The sequence below is a fragment of the Actibacterium ureilyticum genome (assembly GCF_002285435.1).
In the GTDB taxonomy this organism is placed as follows: domain Bacteria; phylum Pseudomonadota; class Alphaproteobacteria; order Rhodobacterales; family Rhodobacteraceae; genus Actibacterium_C; species Actibacterium_C ureilyticum.
This window is the reverse complement of record NZ_NSBT01000026.1, coordinates 319,242-338,216: the sequence shown is the minus strand read 5'-3', so window position 1 is coordinate 338,216 and position 18,975 is coordinate 319,242. Positions and strand designations below refer to the sequence as shown.

Annotated in this window: 20 protein-coding genes; 5 read left to right on the top strand and 15 right to left on the bottom strand. The window is 66.0% G+C overall.

The features are described 5' to 3' along the window. Nucleotides 1-167: 167 nt before the first annotated feature. The 10 genes from CLM60_RS10245 to yajC all read right to left on the bottom strand — a co-directional run bounded on the left by CLM60_RS10245 (nt 168) and on the right by yajC (nt 7,203). Nucleotides 168-713, bottom strand: coding sequence for a DsbE family thiol:disulfide interchange protein (locus CLM60_RS10245; RefSeq protein ID WP_095589055.1), 546 nt, complete (start codon nt 711-713; stop codon nt 168-170). Next, a complete protein-coding gene (ccmD, locus tag CLM60_RS10240) occupies nt 706-864 on the bottom strand; it encodes a heme exporter protein CcmD (protein ID WP_095589054.1) in 159 nt (52 codons plus the stop codon). Before ccmD ends, CLM60_RS10245 begins: the two co-directional genes overlap by 8 nt. Next, on the bottom strand, nt 861-1,589 hold the full coding sequence (locus CLM60_RS10235) for a heme ABC transporter permease (RefSeq protein WP_095589053.1): 729 nt from the start codon (nt 1,587-1,589) through the stop codon (nt 861-863). The genes ccmD and CLM60_RS10235 overlap by 4 nt, the downstream gene beginning before the upstream one ends. A gap of 86 nt (nt 1,590-1,675) precedes the next feature. After that, nucleotides 1,676-2,332, bottom strand: a complete 657-nt coding sequence (gene ccmB, locus CLM60_RS10230; protein WP_095589052.1) for a heme exporter protein CcmB — start codon at nt 2,330-2,332, stop codon at nt 1,676-1,678. Further along, nucleotides 2,329-2,943 (bottom strand): heme ABC exporter ATP-binding protein CcmA, encoded by a 615-nt coding sequence (ccmA, locus tag CLM60_RS10225; RefSeq protein ID WP_095589051.1) that lies wholly within the window; start codon nt 2,941-2,943, stop codon nt 2,329-2,331. The genes ccmB and ccmA overlap by 4 nt, the downstream gene beginning before the upstream one ends. Before the next feature lie 118 nt (nt 2,944-3,061). Then, the gene (locus CLM60_RS10220) at nt 3,062-3,418 is read right to left on the bottom strand and encodes an Mth938-like domain-containing protein (RefSeq protein ID WP_095589335.1); all 357 of its coding nucleotides are present in this window, start codon (nt 3,416-3,418) and stop codon (nt 3,062-3,064) included. 68 nt (nt 3,419-3,486) lie between these two features. Continuing rightward, nucleotides 3,487-4,239: a sulfite exporter TauE/SafE family protein gene (locus CLM60_RS10215; protein ID WP_176473849.1), complete on the bottom strand. Its 753-nt coding sequence runs from the start codon at nt 4,237-4,239 to the stop codon at nt 3,487-3,489. Further along, on the bottom strand, nt 4,236-5,201 hold the full coding sequence (secF, locus tag CLM60_RS10210) for a protein translocase subunit SecF (protein WP_095589049.1): 966 nt from the start codon (nt 5,199-5,201) through the stop codon (nt 4,236-4,238). The genes CLM60_RS10215 and secF overlap by 4 nt, the downstream gene beginning before the upstream one ends. A 4-nt stretch (nt 5,202-5,205) precedes the next feature. Then, the gene (secD, locus tag CLM60_RS10205) at nt 5,206-6,867 is read right to left on the bottom strand and encodes a protein translocase subunit SecD (RefSeq protein ID WP_095589048.1); all 1,662 of its coding nucleotides are present in this window, start codon (nt 6,865-6,867) and stop codon (nt 5,206-5,208) included. A gap of 9 nt (nt 6,868-6,876) precedes the next feature. Beyond that, the gene (gene yajC, locus CLM60_RS10200) at nt 6,877-7,203 is read right to left on the bottom strand and encodes a preprotein translocase subunit YajC (RefSeq protein WP_095589047.1); all 327 of its coding nucleotides are present in this window, start codon (nt 7,201-7,203) and stop codon (nt 6,877-6,879) included. A 185-nt stretch (nt 7,204-7,388) separates the two neighbouring features. On the opposite strand from yajC, the gene CLM60_RS10195 reads away from it, so the two are divergent. The 3 genes from CLM60_RS10195 to serS all read left to right on the top strand — a co-directional run bounded on the left by CLM60_RS10195 (nt 7,389) and on the right by serS (nt 10,920). Further along, on the top strand, nt 7,389-8,096 hold the full coding sequence (locus tag CLM60_RS10195; RefSeq protein WP_141246492.1) for a trypsin-like serine peptidase: 708 nt from the start codon (nt 7,389-7,391) through the stop codon (nt 8,094-8,096). 73 nt (nt 8,097-8,169) lie between these two features. Beyond that, the gene (locus tag CLM60_RS10190; protein ID WP_095589045.1) at nt 8,170-9,606 is read left to right on the top strand and encodes a pentapeptide repeat-containing protein; all 1,437 of its coding nucleotides are present in this window, start codon (nt 8,170-8,172) and stop codon (nt 9,604-9,606) included. Nucleotides 9,607-9,627: 21 nt separating this feature from the next. Beyond that, nucleotides 9,628-10,920: a serine--tRNA ligase gene (gene serS, locus CLM60_RS10185; protein ID WP_095589044.1), complete on the top strand. Its 1,293-nt coding sequence runs from the start codon at nt 9,628-9,630 to the stop codon at nt 10,918-10,920. 6 nt (nt 10,921-10,926) lie between these two features. Here the strand turns inward: serS and CLM60_RS10180 are convergent, their stop codons facing one another. Together CLM60_RS10180 and CLM60_RS10175 are read right to left on the bottom strand one after the other, a co-directional pair. Further along, nucleotides 10,927-11,373, bottom strand: coding sequence for a hypothetical protein (locus CLM60_RS10180; protein ID WP_095589043.1), 447 nt, complete (start codon nt 11,371-11,373; stop codon nt 10,927-10,929). A 62-nt stretch (nt 11,374-11,435) separates the two neighbouring features. Next, on the bottom strand, nt 11,436-12,377 hold the full coding sequence (locus CLM60_RS10175) for a hypothetical protein (RefSeq protein ID WP_095589042.1): 942 nt from the start codon (nt 12,375-12,377) through the stop codon (nt 11,436-11,438). 213 nt (nt 12,378-12,590) lie between these two features. Here CLM60_RS10175 and CLM60_RS10170 point away from each other — a divergent pair, with 213 nt between their 5' ends. Then, nucleotides 12,591-13,796, top strand: coding sequence for a glycerophosphodiester phosphodiesterase family protein (locus tag CLM60_RS10170; protein ID WP_095589041.1), 1,206 nt, complete (start codon nt 12,591-12,593; stop codon nt 13,794-13,796). A 211-nt stretch (nt 13,797-14,007) separates the two neighbouring features. On the opposite strand, the gene der is transcribed toward CLM60_RS10170, so the two are convergent. From der to CLM60_RS10155, 3 genes are all read right to left on the bottom strand, one after another. Next, nucleotides 14,008-15,465, bottom strand: coding sequence for a ribosome biogenesis GTPase Der (der, locus tag CLM60_RS10165; protein ID WP_095589040.1), 1,458 nt, complete (start codon nt 15,463-15,465; stop codon nt 14,008-14,010). Nucleotides 15,466-15,513: 48 nt separating this feature from the next. Next, entirely contained in the window at nt 15,514-16,815 is a 1,302-nt protein-coding gene (locus CLM60_RS10160) for a PQQ-like beta-propeller repeat protein (RefSeq protein ID WP_095589334.1), read from the bottom strand. 68 nt (nt 16,816-16,883) lie between these two features. After that, the gene (locus CLM60_RS10155) at nt 16,884-17,534 is read right to left on the bottom strand and encodes a hypothetical protein (protein WP_095589039.1); all 651 of its coding nucleotides are present in this window, start codon (nt 17,532-17,534) and stop codon (nt 16,884-16,886) included. A gap of 218 nt (nt 17,535-17,752) precedes the next feature. Here CLM60_RS10155 and CLM60_RS10150 point away from each other — a divergent pair, with 218 nt between their 5' ends. After that, the gene (locus CLM60_RS10150; RefSeq protein WP_095589038.1) at nt 17,753-18,973 is read left to right on the top strand and encodes an efflux RND transporter periplasmic adaptor subunit; all 1,221 of its coding nucleotides are present in this window, start codon (nt 17,753-17,755) and stop codon (nt 18,971-18,973) included. Nucleotides 18,974-18,975 lie beyond the last annotated feature (2 nt).

Below are 18,975 nucleotides of genomic sequence, written 5' to 3'. Positions count from 1 at the left end.
CATTGCGCCAAGCGCGCATAGATTGAACGCATCCCGGTGGAAGGGGATATGCTCAACTTTGGGTGGCGGTAAGACATGACAGGAATTGGGAGAATAATCCCAACCTCGATGCCTGTATTCGAGGCACTGGCCTATATCAGCTTTATCCTGTTGCTGGCCGGGGCGGGTTAACCGCCCGCGGCTTCGGCAATGGCGGGTTTGATCACGCTTTGCAGCAGCGATGCGGTGATCGGCCCCGCGTGGCGCAGCACCACCGTGCCATCCCCGGAAATCACAAAGGTCTCGGGCACGCCATAGACGCCCCATTCGATCGCCATCCGCCCCTCGGGGTCGGTCCCGGCCAGGTCATAGGGGTTGCCCAGATCGTCCAGGAACACCTGCGCCTTGGCCCGCGTGTCCTTGTAGTTGATGCCGTGGATGCGCACGCCATCGGCCTTCAGCGCCAGCAGCTGCGGATGCTCCACCCGGCAGGGCGCGCACCAGCTGGCCCAGAAATTCACCAGCACAACCTCGCCCGTCTTCAGGTCTGCATCGCCCAGCGGCGGCATCCCCTCGAACGGCAGCAATTCCAGCGCGGGCGCGGGCCGGCCCACCAGGGTCGACGGCAGCGCATCGGGGTCGTCACGCGACATCCCCAGAAAGAACAGCGCCGCCAGCCCCGCAAACAGCAGCGGCGGCAGGATCATCAGCGGAGAGATCTTCTGGTCAGCCATCTTCGCGCCTCCGGCTTTCGACATCTTCCAACGCACGCCGCACCCGCGCGCCCCGGCGCAGGCTCAGGCCGATCAGCACCGCCAGCAAGCCCAGGCTGGCGCCATAGGACATCAGCACCGTAAAGGCGTATTTACCCAGATCGGGGATCATGCCATCCGCTCCCGCGCGATCAGCGCCTTCATCCGGCGCGCGCGGATCTCGGTCCGGGTGCGCAGCAGAACCAGCGTCACGAACAACAGCACGAACCCCGCAATGCAGACCAGCAGCGGGATATAGAACACATCCGCCACATTCTCTTCCTTGTCCAGGCTCAGCGACGCGCCCTGATGCAGGCCTTGGTTCCAGAAATTCACCGCATACCGGCTCAGCACCGCAAAGACCGACCCCACCATGCACAGAACGCTGGTCAGATCGGCGGCGGCATCTGGATTGTCGATCGCCTCCCACAGCGCGATATAGCCCAGATAGAACAGGAACAGGATCAGAAAGCTGGTCAGGCGCGGATCCCAGGCCCACCAGGTGCCCCACATCGGCTGCCCCCAAAGCGCCCCGGTCACCAGCGCGATCAGGGTAAAGGTCATGCCCACCGGCGCCGCCGCCCGCGCCGACAGCGCACTGACATGGTGCCGCCGGATCAACCAGATGAGCGAGGCCACCAGCATCATGAACCACGCGCTGATCGCCATCATCGCGGCGGGCACATGCAGATAGATGATCTTGACCGTCGATCCCTGCTTGTAGTCATCCGGCGTCAGGAAAAAGCCCCACACCAGCCCGACCACCAGCGCCACCGCCGTCAGCCCCGCCAGCCAGGGCAGCACCACGCCTGAGGTCTGCATGAATTTCTTCGGATTTGCGTATTCCCAGATCGACATCTCTGTTCTCTTGCGTTTCCCGACCACCTAGCACAACGGTCCCCTGTTGCAATTCAATAGCCCGTGGGGTCCCCCCTCGTCACGCCCTAGCGCAGATTTATCCGCAGCGCGGCGGCTGCGGCAAAGGGCAGCAGGGCACAAACCGCCAGCGTGATCCCCGCCAGCATCAGCACCGGCGTCGCGGTGGCCAGCCCCGCGGCGCCCCGGCGCACGGCCTCGGCCCCGAAGATCAGCGTGGGCACATAAAGCGGCAGCACCAGCAGCGACAGCAGCAGCCCGCCACGCTTCAGCCCCACGGTCAGCGCCGCCCCGAACGCCCCAATCATGCTAAGCGCGGGCGTGCCCAACAAAAGCGTCAGCACCACCCAGAAGAACCCCGCCCCCTGCAGGTTCAGCAGCACCCCCAGCACCGGCGCGGCCAGCGTCAGCGGCAAGCCTGTGGTCAGCCAATGCGCCACCGCCTTCATCGCCACCACCCCTTCCAGCGGAATGGGCGCCGTGGCCAGCAGGTCGAGCGAGCCGTCCTCGTAATCCAGTGCGAATATCCGGTCCAGCGACAACAGACAGGCCAGCAGCGCCCCCACCCACAGGATCCCCGGCGCGATGACCGACAGCGTCAGGCTTTCGGGCCCCACGCCAAAGGGCACCAGCACCACCAGGATCAGGAAAAACGCCAGCCCCAGGCCAAAGCCGCCACCGGCCCGGATCGCCAGAACCAGATCCCGCCGCAAAACCGCGATCATGCAAACGCCTCGTCGAAATCGTCCATCCGGCGCGGAACGGCGCGGAACGGCGTCAGATCCAGCGCGTCGGCCTGAAAGCCCAGGTCGATATGGGTGGCGATCAGCGCCGATCCGCCGTCTTTCAGGTGATCGGCAATCACGCCCGCAAACAGCGCGACCGAGGCCGCGTCCAGCGACACGGTGGGTTCGTCCAGCACCCAGATCGGCCGCCCCGCCACCAGCATCCGCGCCAGCCCCAACCGCCGCTTCTGCCCCGCCGACAGGTTCTGTGCCTGGCGGTCGGCCAGCTCGGTCAGGTTGAACCGCGCCAGCGCGTCGGAAATCCCCGTGGTGCCAAAGACCTGCGCCCAGAATCCCAGGTTCTCGGCCACCGTCAGCGTGGCCTTCAACCCGTCGAAATGCGCGGCATAGGCCATCGCCTCGGGGCCAACCGATTGCGTCCCCGCCAGCGCCGGCTGCAACCCCGCCAGCGTGCGCAGCAGCGTGGTCTTGCCGATCCCGTTCGGCCCGCGCAGGAACAGCGCCCGCCCGGCGGTCAGGGTGAAACCCACCCCCTCCAGAACCGGCACGCCCCCCCGCGCACAGGCCATATCGCTGACATGCAAATCCATCCCAGACGGCATAGCCGATCCCCCGCCCCCGTAAAAGGGTCAAAGCCGCCGCAGCCCCGGCGGTTTCATTGCTCCGAAAATACTCCCGCCGGAGGCGTCCCGCCCCCGCCGCCCGCGCCTATCCCACCGGCAAAAGCGCCGCAGCGATCCGGCGGCCTTCGGACAGCAGGATGTTATAGGTCCGCGCGGCGGCCGGGCTGGCCATCTGTTCGACCCCCAGACCCGCCTCTTCCAGCATCACGCGCAGATCGGCGGGGATATGGGCGATCTCGGCCCCGGTGCCGATGAACAGCACGTCGACCTGACCGGCCAGCGCCAGCAGCGGCGCGGTATCGTCATACCCGGCCCAGGCCGCCACACCGCGGCCCGAAACCAGCACACCGCCCTCATGGCGCTGCCCGCCGACGCGGAAAAAATCCGGGCCATAGCCGTCGATCGGCTGGGCGTCGGTAAAGGCGATCTCGTTCAGGCGCATCAGATAATCCCATCCGTGGCAGGTCGGCTGCCCCATCATAGGCCGCGCCCGGGGCGACGACAATCGCCTCAATCCAGTACCGGCAGCGCCAGCACCGCCGATACCCCGATGATCGCAAAGGCAATGCCGCGATAGCGCCGCCCGCCCGCGCGCTGGAACAGCGCCGCCCCCGCCAGGTTCGCCAGCAGATAGACCGGCGCCAGCAGCGCCCCGATCAGCACCGGCACCAGCGCCAGCAGGCCACTGGCCGACAGCACCGCCAGGATCAGCACATCGACCACGAAGAGATAGACCAACAGGTTGGCGCGGATCACATCCGCCGCCTTGTCCCCGGCCATGTGGAACAGCACCACCGGCGGCCCGGCCAGCCCGGTCGACCCTGCCAGCGCGCCGCCCAATGCGCCAATGGCCCACCACGCCTTCGCCGACAAGGCCCGGCGATAGCGCCAGCCGCTGATCAGCACCGCCAACAGGATCAGCACCGTTACCGATACCGTCCAGCGGAACGGCACGACCGGCAGGCGCGTCAGCACCGCGATCCCCAGCGGCAGCGCGATCATCGCGCCCCCGATCATCCGCAGGATATTGCGCCGATGCCCGTCACGCCACGCGCCGGGCAGGTTCGGCACCGGGCCGATGATGTCGAAGATCGACATCGCGGCCACCGCCCAGACCGGCGGCAGGATCGATGCCGCCACGGGCATGAAGATCATCGCGCTGCCAAAGCCGGAAAAGCCCCGCACCACCCCGGCAAGCGCCACCGCCAGAACCAACCAGACCAGCCCCGGTGTGGCCAGGGCCGACTGGAACGCGGCGCTCACGCGTCGATATTGGCGTATTGGTTGCCCTTGCTGGCGTCGGTCTTGGACCAGTCGCGTTTCACGCCCAGGAACAGCACGATGTTCTTGGCCACGAAGACCGACGAATAGGTGCCGATCACAACGCCCATGATCATCGCGAAGACAAAGCCGCGGATCACGTCGCCACCCAGGAAATACAGCGCCAGTAGCGCCAGCAGCGTGGTGAACGAGGTCATGACCGTCCGGCTGAGCGTTTCATTCACCGACAGGTTCATCACCTCGCGCAGCTCCATCTTCTTGTACTTGCGCAGGTTTTCCCGCAGCCGGTCGAAGACGACCACGGTGTCGTTCAGCGAATAGCCCACGATGGTCAGCAGCGCCGCGATGATCGCCAGGTCGAACTTGATCTGCAACAGGCTGAACACGCCGATGGTGATCAGCACGTCATGCACCAGCGCGGCCACCGCACCGACCGAGAACTGCCATTCGAACCGCAGCCAGATATAGACCAGCACCGCCCCCATCGCCGCCAGCACCGCATAGACCGCGGCCTTGATCAGCTCGCCCGACACTTTGGGTCCGACGGACGAGACCTCCTGAAAGGTCAGGCTGGGATCGACCGCCTGAAGCGCATCGCGCACGGCGGCCACGGTGGTTTCCGACACGCTTTCGACGCCTTCCTGCGCCTCGATCCGGATCTGGGTCACATTCAGATCGGGCCGCGCGGGATCGAAGACCTGGGTGATCGACACATCGCCCAGCCCCAGCGGCGCGATCGCATCGCGATAGGCGCCCACATCGACGGCCTGTTCGGCATCGGTGCGGATCGTGGTGCCGCCCCGGAAATCGATCCCGAAATTCAGCCCCATCGACAGGAACAGAAAGACCGACACGATGACCGCGACGACCGACGCGCCAAAGGTCAGGCGCGCGTGGCGGAAGAAATCCCAGGTGGTTTCGTCGGGTACAAGCTTCAGGCGCATCAGATCAGACCTCGATTGTCTTGGGACGGCGGCGTTCCATCCAGATCACGACCATCAGCCGCGTGACGAAAATGGCGGTAAAGACCGATGTCAGGATACCCAGACCCAGCGTCACCGCAAAGCCCCGCACCGGCCCCGAGCCCATGACGAACAGGATCACGGCGGTCAGGAAGGTGGTGATGTTGGCGTCAACGATGGCCGATTGCGCCCGTTCATAGCCCAGCTCGATCGCGCGGGCCGGCCCCTTGGCGGATTTCAGTTCCTCGCGGATCCGCTCGAAGATCAGCACGTTGGCATCGACAGCCATGCCGATGGTCAGCACGATGCCCGCAATCCCCGGCAGGGTCAGCGTGGCGCCAATCATCGACAGAAGGCCAAAGATCATGCCCACATTCAGGATCAGCGCGATATTGGCCAGGATGCCGAACCAGCCATAGCTGAGCGCCATGAAGACCAGCACACCCGCGAACGCCACGATACAGGCGATCTTGCCCGCGTCGATGCTGTCTTGGCCCAGTTCCGGGCCGATGGTGCGTTCTTCCAGGAATGTCAGCTCGGCCGGCAGGGCACCGGCGCGCAGCAGCACGGCCAGCTGGGTGCTTTCCTCGACCGTGAAATTGCCCGAGATGATGCCAGACCCGCCCGGGATATGGTCGCGAATGACCGGGGCGCTGATGACTTCCCCGTCCAGCACGATGGCAAAGGGCGAGCCGATATTTTCCGCCGTGTAATCCCCGAATTTGCGCGCGCCAGACACGTTGAACCGGAAATTCACCGCCGGCAGGCCGTTCTGGTCGAAGCTGGGCTGCGCATCGGTCAGCTCTTCGCCCGTCACGACCGGGGTGCGTTCCAGGATATAGAACAGCTCGGGGTCTTCCAGATCGGGATAGATCACGTTGCGCCCGCCCGGGTCCTGCGACCCGTCGCGGGTCTGGCTGACGACCGGGTGGAAGGTCAGCTGAGCGGTGGTCCCGATCAGCGCTTTCAGCTCTTCGGCCGAGCCGATGCCCGGCACCTGGATCAGCACTCGGTCATTGCCCTGACGCTGGATCGTGGGTTCGCGCGTGCCGACCTCGTCGACCCGGCGGCGGATGATTTCCAGCGTCTGCTGCATGGTGCGCTGGTCGGTGGCCAGTTGCTCGGCCTCGGACAGGGTCACGACCACATCGGCCCCTTCGGACCGCACGGCCAGATCCCGTTCGCCCACGCCGGTCAGCGACACGATGGGTTGCGCCAGCGCCTGAACCGCCTGAACCGCCGCGGCGATCCCCTCGGGGTTGGAAATCCGCACACGCAGCTCTCCCGGCGCGCTGTTTTGCTGGCGGATCGTGCCGACGGTGGCGCGCTGATCGCGCAGCGCATCGCGCACCTCGGGCCAGAGCGCGTCGATCCGGCTGGCATAGACATCTTCCAGATGCACCTCGGCCAGCAGATGCGCGCCGCCGCGCAGATCCAGCCCCAGATTGACCAGGCTGGACGGCAGCCAGCCGGGCCAGGCCCCCTCCATCGCCGTCAGTTCGGGGCTTTCCGCCCCGCCCTCGATCGCGGCGACCGCGTCGTTGTGACCTTCGACGCGGCTGTAAAACGCGTTCGGCATCGCGAAAAGCAGGCCAAGGGCCACAAGCCCCACGATCACGACCCGTTTCCAGAGGGGGATATTCAGCATGGGCTGCGCTTACGCCTTGTCTGCGGGTTCGGTCTTGTTCAGCACCTGGGCGATGGTCCCGCGCACCACGCGCACCTTCACGCCCTCGGCAAGTTCGACCTCGACCTCGTTGTCGTCCTTGACCTTGGCAACCTTGCCGATCAGTCCGCCCTGCGTCACGATCTGGTCGCCCCGGCGCAGCGCCTCGACCATCGCCTTGTGTTCCTTCATCTTCTTCTGCTGCGGACGGATCAGCAGGAAATACATGATGGCGAAGATCAGGATCAGCGGCAGGAAGCTGCCGATGGCACCCCCCGGTCCGCCAGCGGCCTGTGCAAAGGCGGGTGTGGCAAGCATGGTCTTTTCCCCTTCATTGGCGGGCGCAACGGGGCCCGCGGAAACTGGCGCGCACCCTAGCCGTGCCCCCCGGCATTGGCAAGGCGCGGCCGGGCGGAATTCGGTGGTTCCCAGACGCGCCTTTCCGGGGCATATGGGAAGACAGGACGCCGGGATCAATCGCGACACGCGAAAGGGGGCGGGAATTGCGACATCTTGTGGCGCTTGTGCTGATGCTGGGCTGGGCCGATGCGGCCCCGGCACAGGACAGAGCGCGCCCCACCCTGCTGGCCGATGCCGATCACCTGCATTGGCGCGCCATCGGGCGGGTCAACCAGGGCGGCTTTCGCGACCGGGGGGCCTGTACCGGCGCGCTGGTCGCGCCCGATCTGGTGCTGACGGCGGCGCATTGCGTGTCGCACCGCCGGACCGGCCCCGTGGCACCGGGCAAGCTGCAATTCGTGGCCGGCTGGCTCAAGGGCGACTTTGCCGCCCACCGCACCGGCGCGGCGCTGATCTTTGCCGGTGGGGCCGACGCGCCCAGCGGCGGGCTGGACGATGACATGGCGCTGATCCGCCTGTCCGAACCCATCCCCAAGGCCCAGATCACCCCCCTGCCCCTGGCCGATCTGCAAACCGCCGAGCCGCCCCTGACCCTGCTGGGCTATCGCCGCGACCGGCCCCACGCGCTCAGCCATCAGCCCGATTGCCACCCGCTGGGCCGCGACGGACCGCTTCTGTCGCTGAGCTGCCCGGTGGTCGCCGGAACCTCGGGCGCGCCGGTGCTGACCCTTGTCGATGGACGCTGGCAGATCGTCGCCGTGATGGTCGCCCGGCTGGACAATGGCGCGGTGCAATCGCTGGCCGTGATCCCCGACGCCAGCCTGCGCAAGGCCATCGCGGACGCGCAGTGATTGACGGTTCACAACCCATACGCGTTCGGGAATAGTACCCCCTAAACCCCAAGCGCATTCGACCGAGCCATTCGTGACCCAAGACCCGATTTTCCAACGCCACCCAGACGGCGTCACCCTGAACATCCCGATATCCGAAGGCGGCTGGGTTTTCCTTGCCTTATTGGGGGTTGGGGTGGTTTTCACTGTCCTGCTCGCGCTTTTGCGTGCCGCGCAATCCGAACCGAAATGGGTGCGCCAACTGCCAATTGAGGCCCCGTCGTGGTTTCCATGGCAAATTTCGCTGGTTGCCAGTGCCATCCTCGCGGTCACCGTGCTTGCTACTTTCTGGCAGTTTTTCAAAGCCGTGATTGGCATTGACGCCTTCGAGAGCAACGCAGAACACCACGCGGCCATCCGAAATTCCGGGCTGGTGGTCGCCGCGCTTGTCGGCGTTCCATTCGTAATCTGGCGTTCGATAGTGGCTCAGAAACAGGTAGACGTAGCCGAGCAGAGCCACATCACTGACCAGATCAACAAAGCGGTCGAGAACATCGGCGCGCTGGATAGTAACGGTAAACCGAGTATCGAAGTACGCATCGGCGGTCTTCTGGCGCTGGAGCGGATCAGCAAGCTGAACCCCGGCGAACACATCCAGATCATGGAAATCCTCTGTGCCTATATCCGCGAGAATGCCCGCGCACAGGTGGCGGCAGAGGTGCCTTTGGATGACAAAGGCGTTCCGACGTCAGACGCGGCCATCACACTGCGTGACGATCTTTTGACCGCCTTCGACATCATCGACCGGCGTGATGACACCCGTCGGGCAATCGAGGACGGGACGTTCCGGCTGAATTTCGACTATGCCGATTTCCGTGGGCTCAACTTGTCTACTCGGCGGCTGGAACGCGCACGGTTGAGAAATGCGCGCTTGCAGGGGGCGAACCTCTTGGGGGCGGATATGCAGGGGGCGGACCTTCGCGGAGCGGAAATGCAGAGGGCGGAACTCCTCAGGGCGAAGATGCAGAGGTCGAACCTCATCAGGGCGCAGATGCAGGGGGTGGACCTCAGCGGGGCGCAGATGCAGGGGGTGGACCTCTGCATGGTGCAGATGCAAGGCGCGGGCCTCCGTTGGGCGAGGATGCAGGGGGCGGACCTCCGCTTGGCGCAGATGCAGCGAGCGGATCTCAGCGGGGCGCGAATGCAGGGGGCGGACCTCAGCGTGGCGAATATGGATAAAGACACCTCGCTCACTGCGGCGAATTTTCAAGGTGCCTCAATTAGCGAGGTGGATTTTGAAGCTGTATCCATCACAACAGAACAATTGAACCAGCTGTTTGCGGATGCGTCGGTCAAACGACCAGACGGCGCTGGACCAGATGATCCGAACTGGCCCGACCATTGGGCTAGAACCGAACTGGACTGGGACCCAGACCTAGAACACTCCGAATTCCACCAAGCCTGGCACGCCTGGCAGGACGAGATCGGTTTTGATCGGGAAACATTTGAGATAAAGCAACCGGAAGAATGAATCATCGGTTGGAGCCATCCCATGCACGACATCAAAGCCATCCGCGAAAATCCCGCCGCTTTTGACGCGGCCCTGGCCCGTCGCGGGGATGCGCCGGTGTCGTCCGAGATCCTGGCGCTGGATGCCGCACGGCGGGAAAAGATCCTGGCCGCCGAGACCGCGCAGGCCGAGCAGAACAAGGCCTCCAAATCCGTGGGCGCAGCCAAGGCGAGCGGCGACGAGGCCGAATTCGAGCGCCTGCGCGCCCTGGTGGCCGAGAAGAAGGCCGAGGTCGCGCGCCTGAATGACGAGGCCAAGGCCGAGGATGCGAAGCTCACCGACATGCTGGCGCGGATCCCGAACCTGCCCGCGGGCGACGTGCCCGATGGCGCGGACGAAGATGACAATGTCGAGGTCAACCGCTGGGGCACGCCGCGCGCCTTCGATTTCGCCCCCAAAGAGCATTACGAAATCGCGGGCGTGATCCCCGGCATGGATTTCGAAACCGCCGCCAAGGTCTCGGGCAGCCGGTTTGTCCTGTTGCGCGGGGCGGTGGCGCGGGTCCACCGGGCGCTGGCGCAGTTCATGCTGGACACCCACACCGCCGACAATGGCCTGACCGAAACCACGACCCCCGTTCTGGTGCGGGACGAGGCGATGTATGGCACCGACAAGCTGCCGAAGTTTGGCGATGACAGCTATCAGACCACCAATGGCTGGTGGCTGATCCCGACGTCCGAGGTCACGCTGACCTATTCCGTTGCGGGCGATGTGCTGGACGAGGGCGCCCTGCCCATCCGCTTGACAGCGCATACGCAATGTTTCCGCTCCGAAGCCGGCAGCGCGGGCCGCGACACCGCCGGCATGCTGCGCCAGCACCAGTTCGAAAAGGTCGAGATGGTGTCGATCACTCATCCCGACCAATCCGACGCCGAACAGAAACGCATGCTGCGCTGTGCCGAGGACCTGCTGGAGCGGCTGGAGATCCCCTATCGCACCGTGGTGCTGTGCACCGGCGACATGGGCTTCGGCGCGCGCCGGACATTTGATATCGAGGCCTGGCTGCCCGGTCAGAACACCTATCGCGAGATCAGCTCGGTCTCGACCACCGGCGATTTCCAGGCCCGCCGCATGAACGCACGGTTCAAGCCCGCCGATGGCGGCAAGCCGCAATTCGTACACACGCTGAACGGTTCGGGCCTGGCGGTGGGGCGCTGTCTGATCGCGGTGCTGGAAAACGGCCAGCAGGCCGACGGCTCGGTCGACCTGCCCAAGGCGCTGCACCCATGGCTGGGCGGCAAGACGCGGATTTCGGCCGAGGGCGCGCTGGTCTGAGTGCGCCTATCGGTGCGTCAGCGCGTGCAACAGAACCAGCAACTCGCGCGCGTGTTGGCCCCAATGGAAGTGGAAGTCCCTGAAATACGCGTCGGCATAGGCCGCGCCGTGATGATCGGCATACCACACGACCGTTTGCAGATCGGCGGTGATATCGGCGATGTCGTCAATGGCATCGCCCATCATCAATGCGCCTGATTCCGGTTCCGTCGGATCGGCTGTTGGATAAAGCCCCAGCCCCGGAAAGCGCTGGCCTGCCTGTTCATAAAGCGTTTTCCAGTCATTACCCGGCGGATCGAACTCGCCATACGGCGCCTTGGCGTCAGGGGTGTCATGATAGCTGACCAGCAGCCTGTCCAATAAGACGACCAGCTCTGGCAGGCTCGGCGCCGGGCCGGTCCAGACCCCGTCCAGGAAGCGTTTAGATGCGGTGACGGCAGGCGAGTTTTGCATGCCGATGGCATTGCAAAACCACGGGCTTGGCGCAAGCGCGGCGATGTCCGATCCGGCGCCGCCTATTCGGGATCGGCGCCTGCCGGGCCCTGCCGTTTCATGGTGCTGGCCAGCCAGCCCATGAATGTCCGCTGCGACTGGCGGCAAAGCGCGGGGCTCTCGCGGCCCGCGGCCTCGTCCAGCGCCCCTTGCAGGTAATCCGCACCATAATCGGCGAGCCAAAAATTCATGCGCGACAGCAGTGTCAGGTGATCCTGCACCTCGCGGCTTTCGCACAGGCAGCCGTCATCGCTGGGGGTCACCCGGACCTCGCTGACCGAGGTGCTGGTGCGGCCCTGGACCTGCAGCACCGTGGCGGTCACCTGGCGCAGCGGCGCGGCCTCGACAATGCGGGCGCGATAGGTATGGCTTTGCCGCGCGGGCGCGAATGTTTCGGGGTCGGCGCCGTCATACCAGACGGTCACGTCGAAGAACCCGTCGCGGTCCGGCGTGCCGGTCTGGCGGTCGGGCGATGTCACATCGGGTTTCAGCGTCAGCGCGTCGAACGCCGCGTCAGGCGCCAGATCGTAGCGCAGGGTGGACACCACGGTCGATTGCCCGATCCGCACCCTGTCCAGCAAAGCGATGGCCGGCACAAGCGCGAAAAAGCCCAGCATCCAGGCCAGCGCCATATGCACCGCCGCATCGGCCCCGCCCCCACCGCCGGGCAGGAACAGGTCGGCGAAATGCGCGCGGCTGTCGATCAGCGGCACCAGCGCCAGTGTCAGCGTCAGGCTCAGCGAAAGCGCAACCCCTTCGATCATCGAATTGGGGAACCGCAGCAGCAGCGCGGTCAGCACCGCCAGGCCCAGGCCCGCAACCGCAAGCGGCGCCCATCCCGTCAGGATCCCGCCCAGCCCGCTGATCTGTGCGCCAATGGCCAGACCGGCCAGCGGCAACAGGCTGCCCGCCACCAGCAGCCTGCGCAGGCGATACAGCCGATATGTGATCTCTTGCCTTGTCATCTGTCCGTCCCACGGGGTCCACCGGCCCCTGTCTGGCGGGCAAATGCGGCACGGGTCGGGCATCTGCGGGGTGATTTCCGTCCCGCTACGGGCAGGCAGGCTCCCGCCAATGTGACCGCCACAGGGTTCAAGAATATGTCATGCAGCCATCACGCCCGCGTCACCAATCCACGCCATGCGGGTCCGGTCGACATGCCAACAGGAGAATACACGATGCGTCTGACGACTTCCGTTCTTGCCCTTTCGATGCTGGCCGGTGCCGCCGCCGCCGATGTGGTCACCATCGGCCCCCGCCCCTATTACCTGATCGACCGGATGGAAGACGGGGCCCTGAAGCAGAAGCTGCAATCCTGCGCCGAGGGACCGTTCAAGCGCACGCTGTTTTCCATCGGCCATCGCGGCGCGCAGCTGATGTTCCCCGAACACACGGTCGAGGCCAACGTCGCCGCCGCGCGCAGCGGCGCGGGCATTCTGGAATGCGACGTGACCTTCACCAAGGACAAGGAACTGGTCTGCCGGCACGCCCAGAACGACCTGCACACGACCACCAATATCCTGGCGACCGATCTGGCCCGCACCTGCGTGACCCCGTTTGCCCCGGCGCAGGGCGACACCAAGGCCACCGCCGAATGCCGCACCAGCGACCTGACCCTGGCCGAGTTCCGGACGCTGACGCCGAAGATGGACGCCGCCAATGCCGACGCGACCGATCTGGCGGGGTATATGGACGCCACCGCCGGCTGGCGCACCGACATGCATGCGGTCGAACCCGCCACGCTGATGACCCACGCGGAATCGATCGAGCTGTTCAAATCGCTGGGCGCCAAATTCACGCCCGAGCTGAAGGATCCGGCGGTCGACATGCCCTTCGATGGGTTCACCATGAACGACTACGCCCAGAAGATGATCGACGAATACAAGGCCGCAGGCATCCCGCCCGCGGATGTCTGGCCGCAAAGCTTCAACCTGGATGTGATCAAATACTGGATCGAGGCCGAGCCGGAATTCGGCGCCCAGGCGGTCTATCTGATGGATGAATACGATATCGAGGGCTATTCGCCCATGGACCCCGCCACCTGGCCAAACTCGATGGAAGAGCTGAAGGCGATGGGCGTGAACTATATCGCGCCGCCGACCTGGATGCTGCTGACGGTCGAGGATGACCAGATCGTGCCATCGGCCCTGGCCACCGCCGCGAACGACGCCGGGTTGAAGATCATCACCTGGACCATCGAACGCTCGGGTCCCCTGACCACCGGCGGCGGCTGGTATTACCAGTCGGTCGCGGATGTGATCGACAGCGATGGCGACATGTATCCGGTGATCGACGCACTGGCCGAAAAGGTCGGGGTCGTGGGCATCTTCAGCGACTGGCCCGCCACCGTGACCTATTACGCCAGCTGCATGGGCAAGAACTGACGCCTGGACGCTGAACCGGGCCGCTCCCGCCCGTCTTCGACGCCCCCTGCCGGGGGCGTCTCATCCCGTTGGGCCGGGCGCGCTGCGCGCGTTGCCTCCGGCGGGAGTATTTGGGGAACAATGAAAGACCGTTTGCTTCTTCTTGGTCGAAATACTCCGGGGTGAATGGGCCAACGGCCCAGAGGGGCAGCGCCCCTCCCCCGGTTGCGCCTCAGCCCTTGGGTGACGGCTTGCCCAGATGCTTGCGCAGCCGCGAGGGGGTCGATTTCTTCTTGTCCTTATAGGGGTTCTTGTCCCCCTGCCCGCGCAGGGTCAGCCGGATTGGCGTGCCGGGCATGTCGAAATCCTCGCGGAGGCCGTTGATCAGGTAACGGCGATAGCTGTCGGGCATTTTTTCGGGGTTCGAGCACATCACCACGAAACCCGGCGGCCGGGTCTTGGCTTGGGTCATATAGCGCAGCTTGATCCGGCGGCCCGACGGCGCGGGGGGCGGGTGTGCCTCGACCATGTCGCCCAGCCAGCGGTTCAGCGCGGCGGTGGGCACGCGGCGGTTCCAGACGTCGTTCGCCTTCAGGATCGCGGCGTGCAGACGGTCCAGCCCCCGGCCCGTCTTGGCCGACACGGTGACCAGCGGCGCGCCCTTGAGCTGCGGCAGCAGGCGCGCGAATTCCTCGCGCAGTTCCTTCAGCTTGCCTTGGCGGTCCTCTTCCAAGTCCCATTTGTTCACGGCGACAACCACCGCGCGACCCTCGCGCTCGGCCAGGTCGGCGATGCGCAGGTCCTGCTGTTCGAACGGGATGCCCACATCTAGCAGCACCACGACGACCTCGGCGAATTTCACCGCGCGCAGACCGTCCGAGACCGACAGTTTCTCGAGCTTTTCCTGCACCTTGGCGCGTTTGCGCATGCCGGCGGTGTCCCAGATCCGCACCGGGGTGCCCATCCAGTCGATCTGGGTCGAGATCGCGTCGCGGGTGATCCCGGCCTCGGGGCCGGTCAACAGCTTGTCCTCGCCCAGGATCGCGTTGATCAGGGTGGATTTGCCCGCGTTGGGGCGGCCCACCACGGCGACCTGCAGCGGTTTGTCGCGGGTCAGCGGGCGTGGACCGTCGGTGGCATCGTCGTCGACATCCACATCCGTTTCCGGCGCGTCCTGCGCGGCGCGTTCGGCGAACTTCTCGGCCAGCGGCATCAGCACGGACAGAAGCTCGCCCATCCCCTCGCCATGTTCAGCCGACAGGCGCAGCGGCTCGCCCAGGCCCAGCGCAAACGCCTCGAGCACGCCGGCATCGGCGGCGGAGCCCTCGCCCTTGTTGGCGGCCAGGATCACATGGGCCGATTTGCGGCGCAGGATGTCGGCAAAGACCTCGTCCGCGGGCAGCACACCGGCGCGCGCGTCGATCATGAACAGGCACACATCGGCCATTTCGACCGCACGTTCGGTCAGCCGCCGCATCCGGCCCTGCAGGCTGTCATCGGTGGCCTCTTCCAGACCGGCGGTGTCGATCACGGTGAAATTCAGGTCGCCCAGCCGCGCCTCGCCCTCGCGCAGGTCGCGCGTGACGCCCGGCTGGTCGTCGACCAGGGCCAGGCGTTTGCCAACCAGGCGGTTGAACAGGGTCGATTTCCCGACATTGGGGCGGCCCACAAGGGCCAGGGTAAAGCTCATCGAGCGGCTCCGAAACAGATCAAGCTGCCGCGTTACACCAGTTCCGCGTCAACGGAAAGCGTGGAGTTGCCCCTTGGACGACACGACATACAGCGTTCCACCGGCCACGACCGGGCTGGTGGTGGCGCCGCCGGGCAGCTCGACGGTCGACACAAGCGTGCCATCGACCGGGTTGAAGGACCGGATCAGCCCGTCATCCGAGGCCACCAGAAGCCGTCCACCCGCCAGAACGGGGCCGTGATTGGCATGGATCGCCTTGAACCGCTTGGGCTTCTGTTTGGTGAAATAGGGCAGCGGCACGCCCCAGATCCGTTCGCCGGTTTCCGCGTCCAGCCGCACCAGCTCGCCCTGGTCCGACACCAGGAAGACCGAACCGCCCGCGGGCCAGACCGGGCCATAGGCGCCCTCTTCCGCGGTCCAGATCCGGGCGCCACCGGCGGCGCGCATCGCTGCCACGCGGCCCGACTGATTGCCGACATAGACCACATCGCCATTGATCACCGGATCGCCGGTAATGTCGGTCACGCGGGCATAGACCCGCCCGCGCCGCTGCCCCGCGACCGAGGCGCCCCAGACACGGATGCCGCTTTTGCGCAGGGTCGCCACGACCTCGGACGAGGCAAAGGGGAAGATCGCCAGCCGGTCCGACACGGCGGGTGCGGCCCCGCCCAACAGGCCCGAGGGCGACGGCGTGCCAGGCAATTGCCATTGCACGCGGCCATCTTCGGCCTTGACCGCCCAGGCCTGGTTGTCGCGGCTGACCACATAGACGATGCCGTCCTTGACCGCCGGGGCGGCGGTAACGGCGGAATCGGTGCGCTGGGTCCACTGGATTTCGCCCGTGGCCGCGTCCAGCGCCGCCAGCGCGCCAAAGCCCGTGGTAGCGAAAACCTGGCCGTTCTCATAGGCCAGACCGCCGCCCGTGGCATCCTGGTTGCGCTCGGACGCAGGCGTCAGATCCGCGCTCCAAAGCAGGTCGCCGCTGGTCGAAAACGCCCGGACCGCGCTGCGCGAGTCCAGCGTATAGACGCGCCCGCCACCAACGACGGGATCGGCGGTGATCTTGTATTTGCGGCTGTCGCCCGCCCCGATCGAGACCGACCAGACCCGGGTCAGCGTGGCGTTCAGCGCTGCGTGCGGCACCGCGTGGCTGGCGCTGCCGGCGCGCTGCGGCCATTCGGCCAGCGCCACCGGTGCGGGCAGGTTGATGGGCACGGCCCGGTTGACGGCGCCCGCCGCGTCCCCGGCGCCGTCGATTTCCAGCGCCTCGCGCACGCCGATACGCTCGCCCGGCAGGATTTCCTCCTGCGAGCAGGCGGCAACCAGAGCCAGCAGCATCACAAACGTCATCGTCTTGGTCACAGTCACCACCCAATTCCAAATTTCGCCCGGCCGGTTCCGGCCGCATTCCCGACCGCTCAGGCGCCCGGATCCTCGCCCAGCGCCACCATCAACTGTGCGGCGCGCTGACGCAAGCCCACCGATGCCTCGGTGCTGTTGATAAGATCGCGCAGCTGCGCGACCGCCGCCGCCGTGTCGCCGGTTTCGACCGCGATCAGCGCCAGCTGTTCCTGGGCCAGCGGCGCAAAGGGCTGACCGGCCTGGGACAGCGGCTGCAACAGCGCCCGGCGCTGGTCGGCATCGCTGTCCTGCCCCATCAGCCACACCGCTTTCAAAGCGGCCAGGTGGCGATAGACCACAGGCGCGGTGCTGTCATCGGCCAGGGCAGTCAGACGATCGATGGCCGGGCTGCGATCGTCGGCCGTGCTTTCCTCGCCCGCGGCCAGCAGATCGCGCAGCGCCCCCGGCGCCGCATCCAGTGCCAGCGCATCCAGCGCGGCGGCACGGGCGGCGGTATCCGGCGCGCCCAGCGCGGCGATCAGATTGTCGCCCAGCGCCTGTGCGGCGGCCTGCGCGCGCGCCTTTTGCCATTCGCTATAGGCCGCGCCGCCCACCAGCAACAGCACCGCCAGCACCGCGATCCAGCCATAGCGGCGGAATTTCGCATAGAGCTGGTCGCGGCGGACCTCTTCGGTCACCTCGTCAATGAAACTGTCGCTGTTGCTCATCCCGGCCTGCCTTTTGCATCACGTATGTCGGCGTTACTTATCGCACCGATTGCGCAATTGCCAAGCCCCGCACGCGGGCAGCCGCTGAAAGCTTGCAAGTCAAATTCAAAGCCTCTAAATTGAACCGAGTAGTTTAGGAAATCTCTGCGCAGCCACCGGTTGGAATAGCCACGCCGCCGAACCATATTCCAGATGGGCCGACAAATCTCGAGGATCACATGCGTATCGTGTCAATTCTGACAGCCTGCCTGGTTGCCGTGGCGCTCTACCTATTGGTGTTGCAGCGGGACTGGCTTCTCGCTGTGGCCGGTGTCACCCCGAAAGAGCCCGAGGCCGCACAGGCCGACGCCACCCCCGCCGACCCCGAGGACGCCCACCGCGTGTCGGTCGTGGCCCGCCGGTCGCAGGCCCAGACGGTCACCGGTAGCGTGCTGGTGCGGGGCCGGACCGAAGCCGCCCGGTCGGTCGAGGTGCGCGCCGAAACCACCGGCACCGTGATCTCGGCCCCGCTGCGCAAGGGCGCTTTTGTCGAAGCGGGCCAGACCCTGTGCCAGATCGACCCCGGGACGCGCGAGGCGACATTGCTGGAGACAGAGGCCCGTCTGGCCGAGGCCCGCGCCGGGCTGCCATCGGCGGCGGCCCGCCTGATCGAGGCACAGGCGCTGCTGAACGAGGCGAATATCAACGACCGCGCCGCGGCGCGCCTGCGCGACGATGGCTATGCCTCGGAAACCCGCGCGGCGGCGACGGCGGCGGCGGTTTCGTCGGCCGAGGCCGGGGTCGAGGCCGCCAAATCCGGGCTGGAAACCGCCCAGAGCGCGATCCGCGCCGCCGAAGCCGCCGTGGCATCGGCCAAGAAGGAAATCGAACGGCTGACCATCGACGCCCCCTTCGCGGGGCTTCTGGAAACCGACAGCGCCGAGCTGGGCAGCCTGTTGCAGGCCGGCACGACCTGCGCGACGGTGATCCAGCTGGACCCGATCAAGCTGGTGGGGTTCCTGCCGGAAACCGATATCGACAAGATCACCCTGAACAGCCCGGTCGAGGCACGGCTGGCCTCGGGGCGGCAGGTGGCGGGCGCGGTCAGCTTTCTCAGCCGGTCGGCGGATGAAACCACCCGCACCTTCCGGGTCGAGGCGGACGTGGAAAACGCCGATCTGTCGATCCGCGACGGCCAGACCGCCGAAATCGTGATGACCGCGGGCGAGGCCGTGGCGCATCTGTTGCCGCAATCGGCGCTGACGCTGAATGACGATGGCAAGATCGGCGTCCGGATCGTCGATGCCGAACGACATGCCCAATTTCTGCCCGTTCACGTCCTGCGCGACACGGTCGAGGGCGTCTGGGTCCACGGATTGCCCGAAATCGCGGATATTATCGTCATCGGGCAGGAGTTCGTGACCGACGGGGTGCCCGTCGCCCCGACATTCAGGGAATAGAC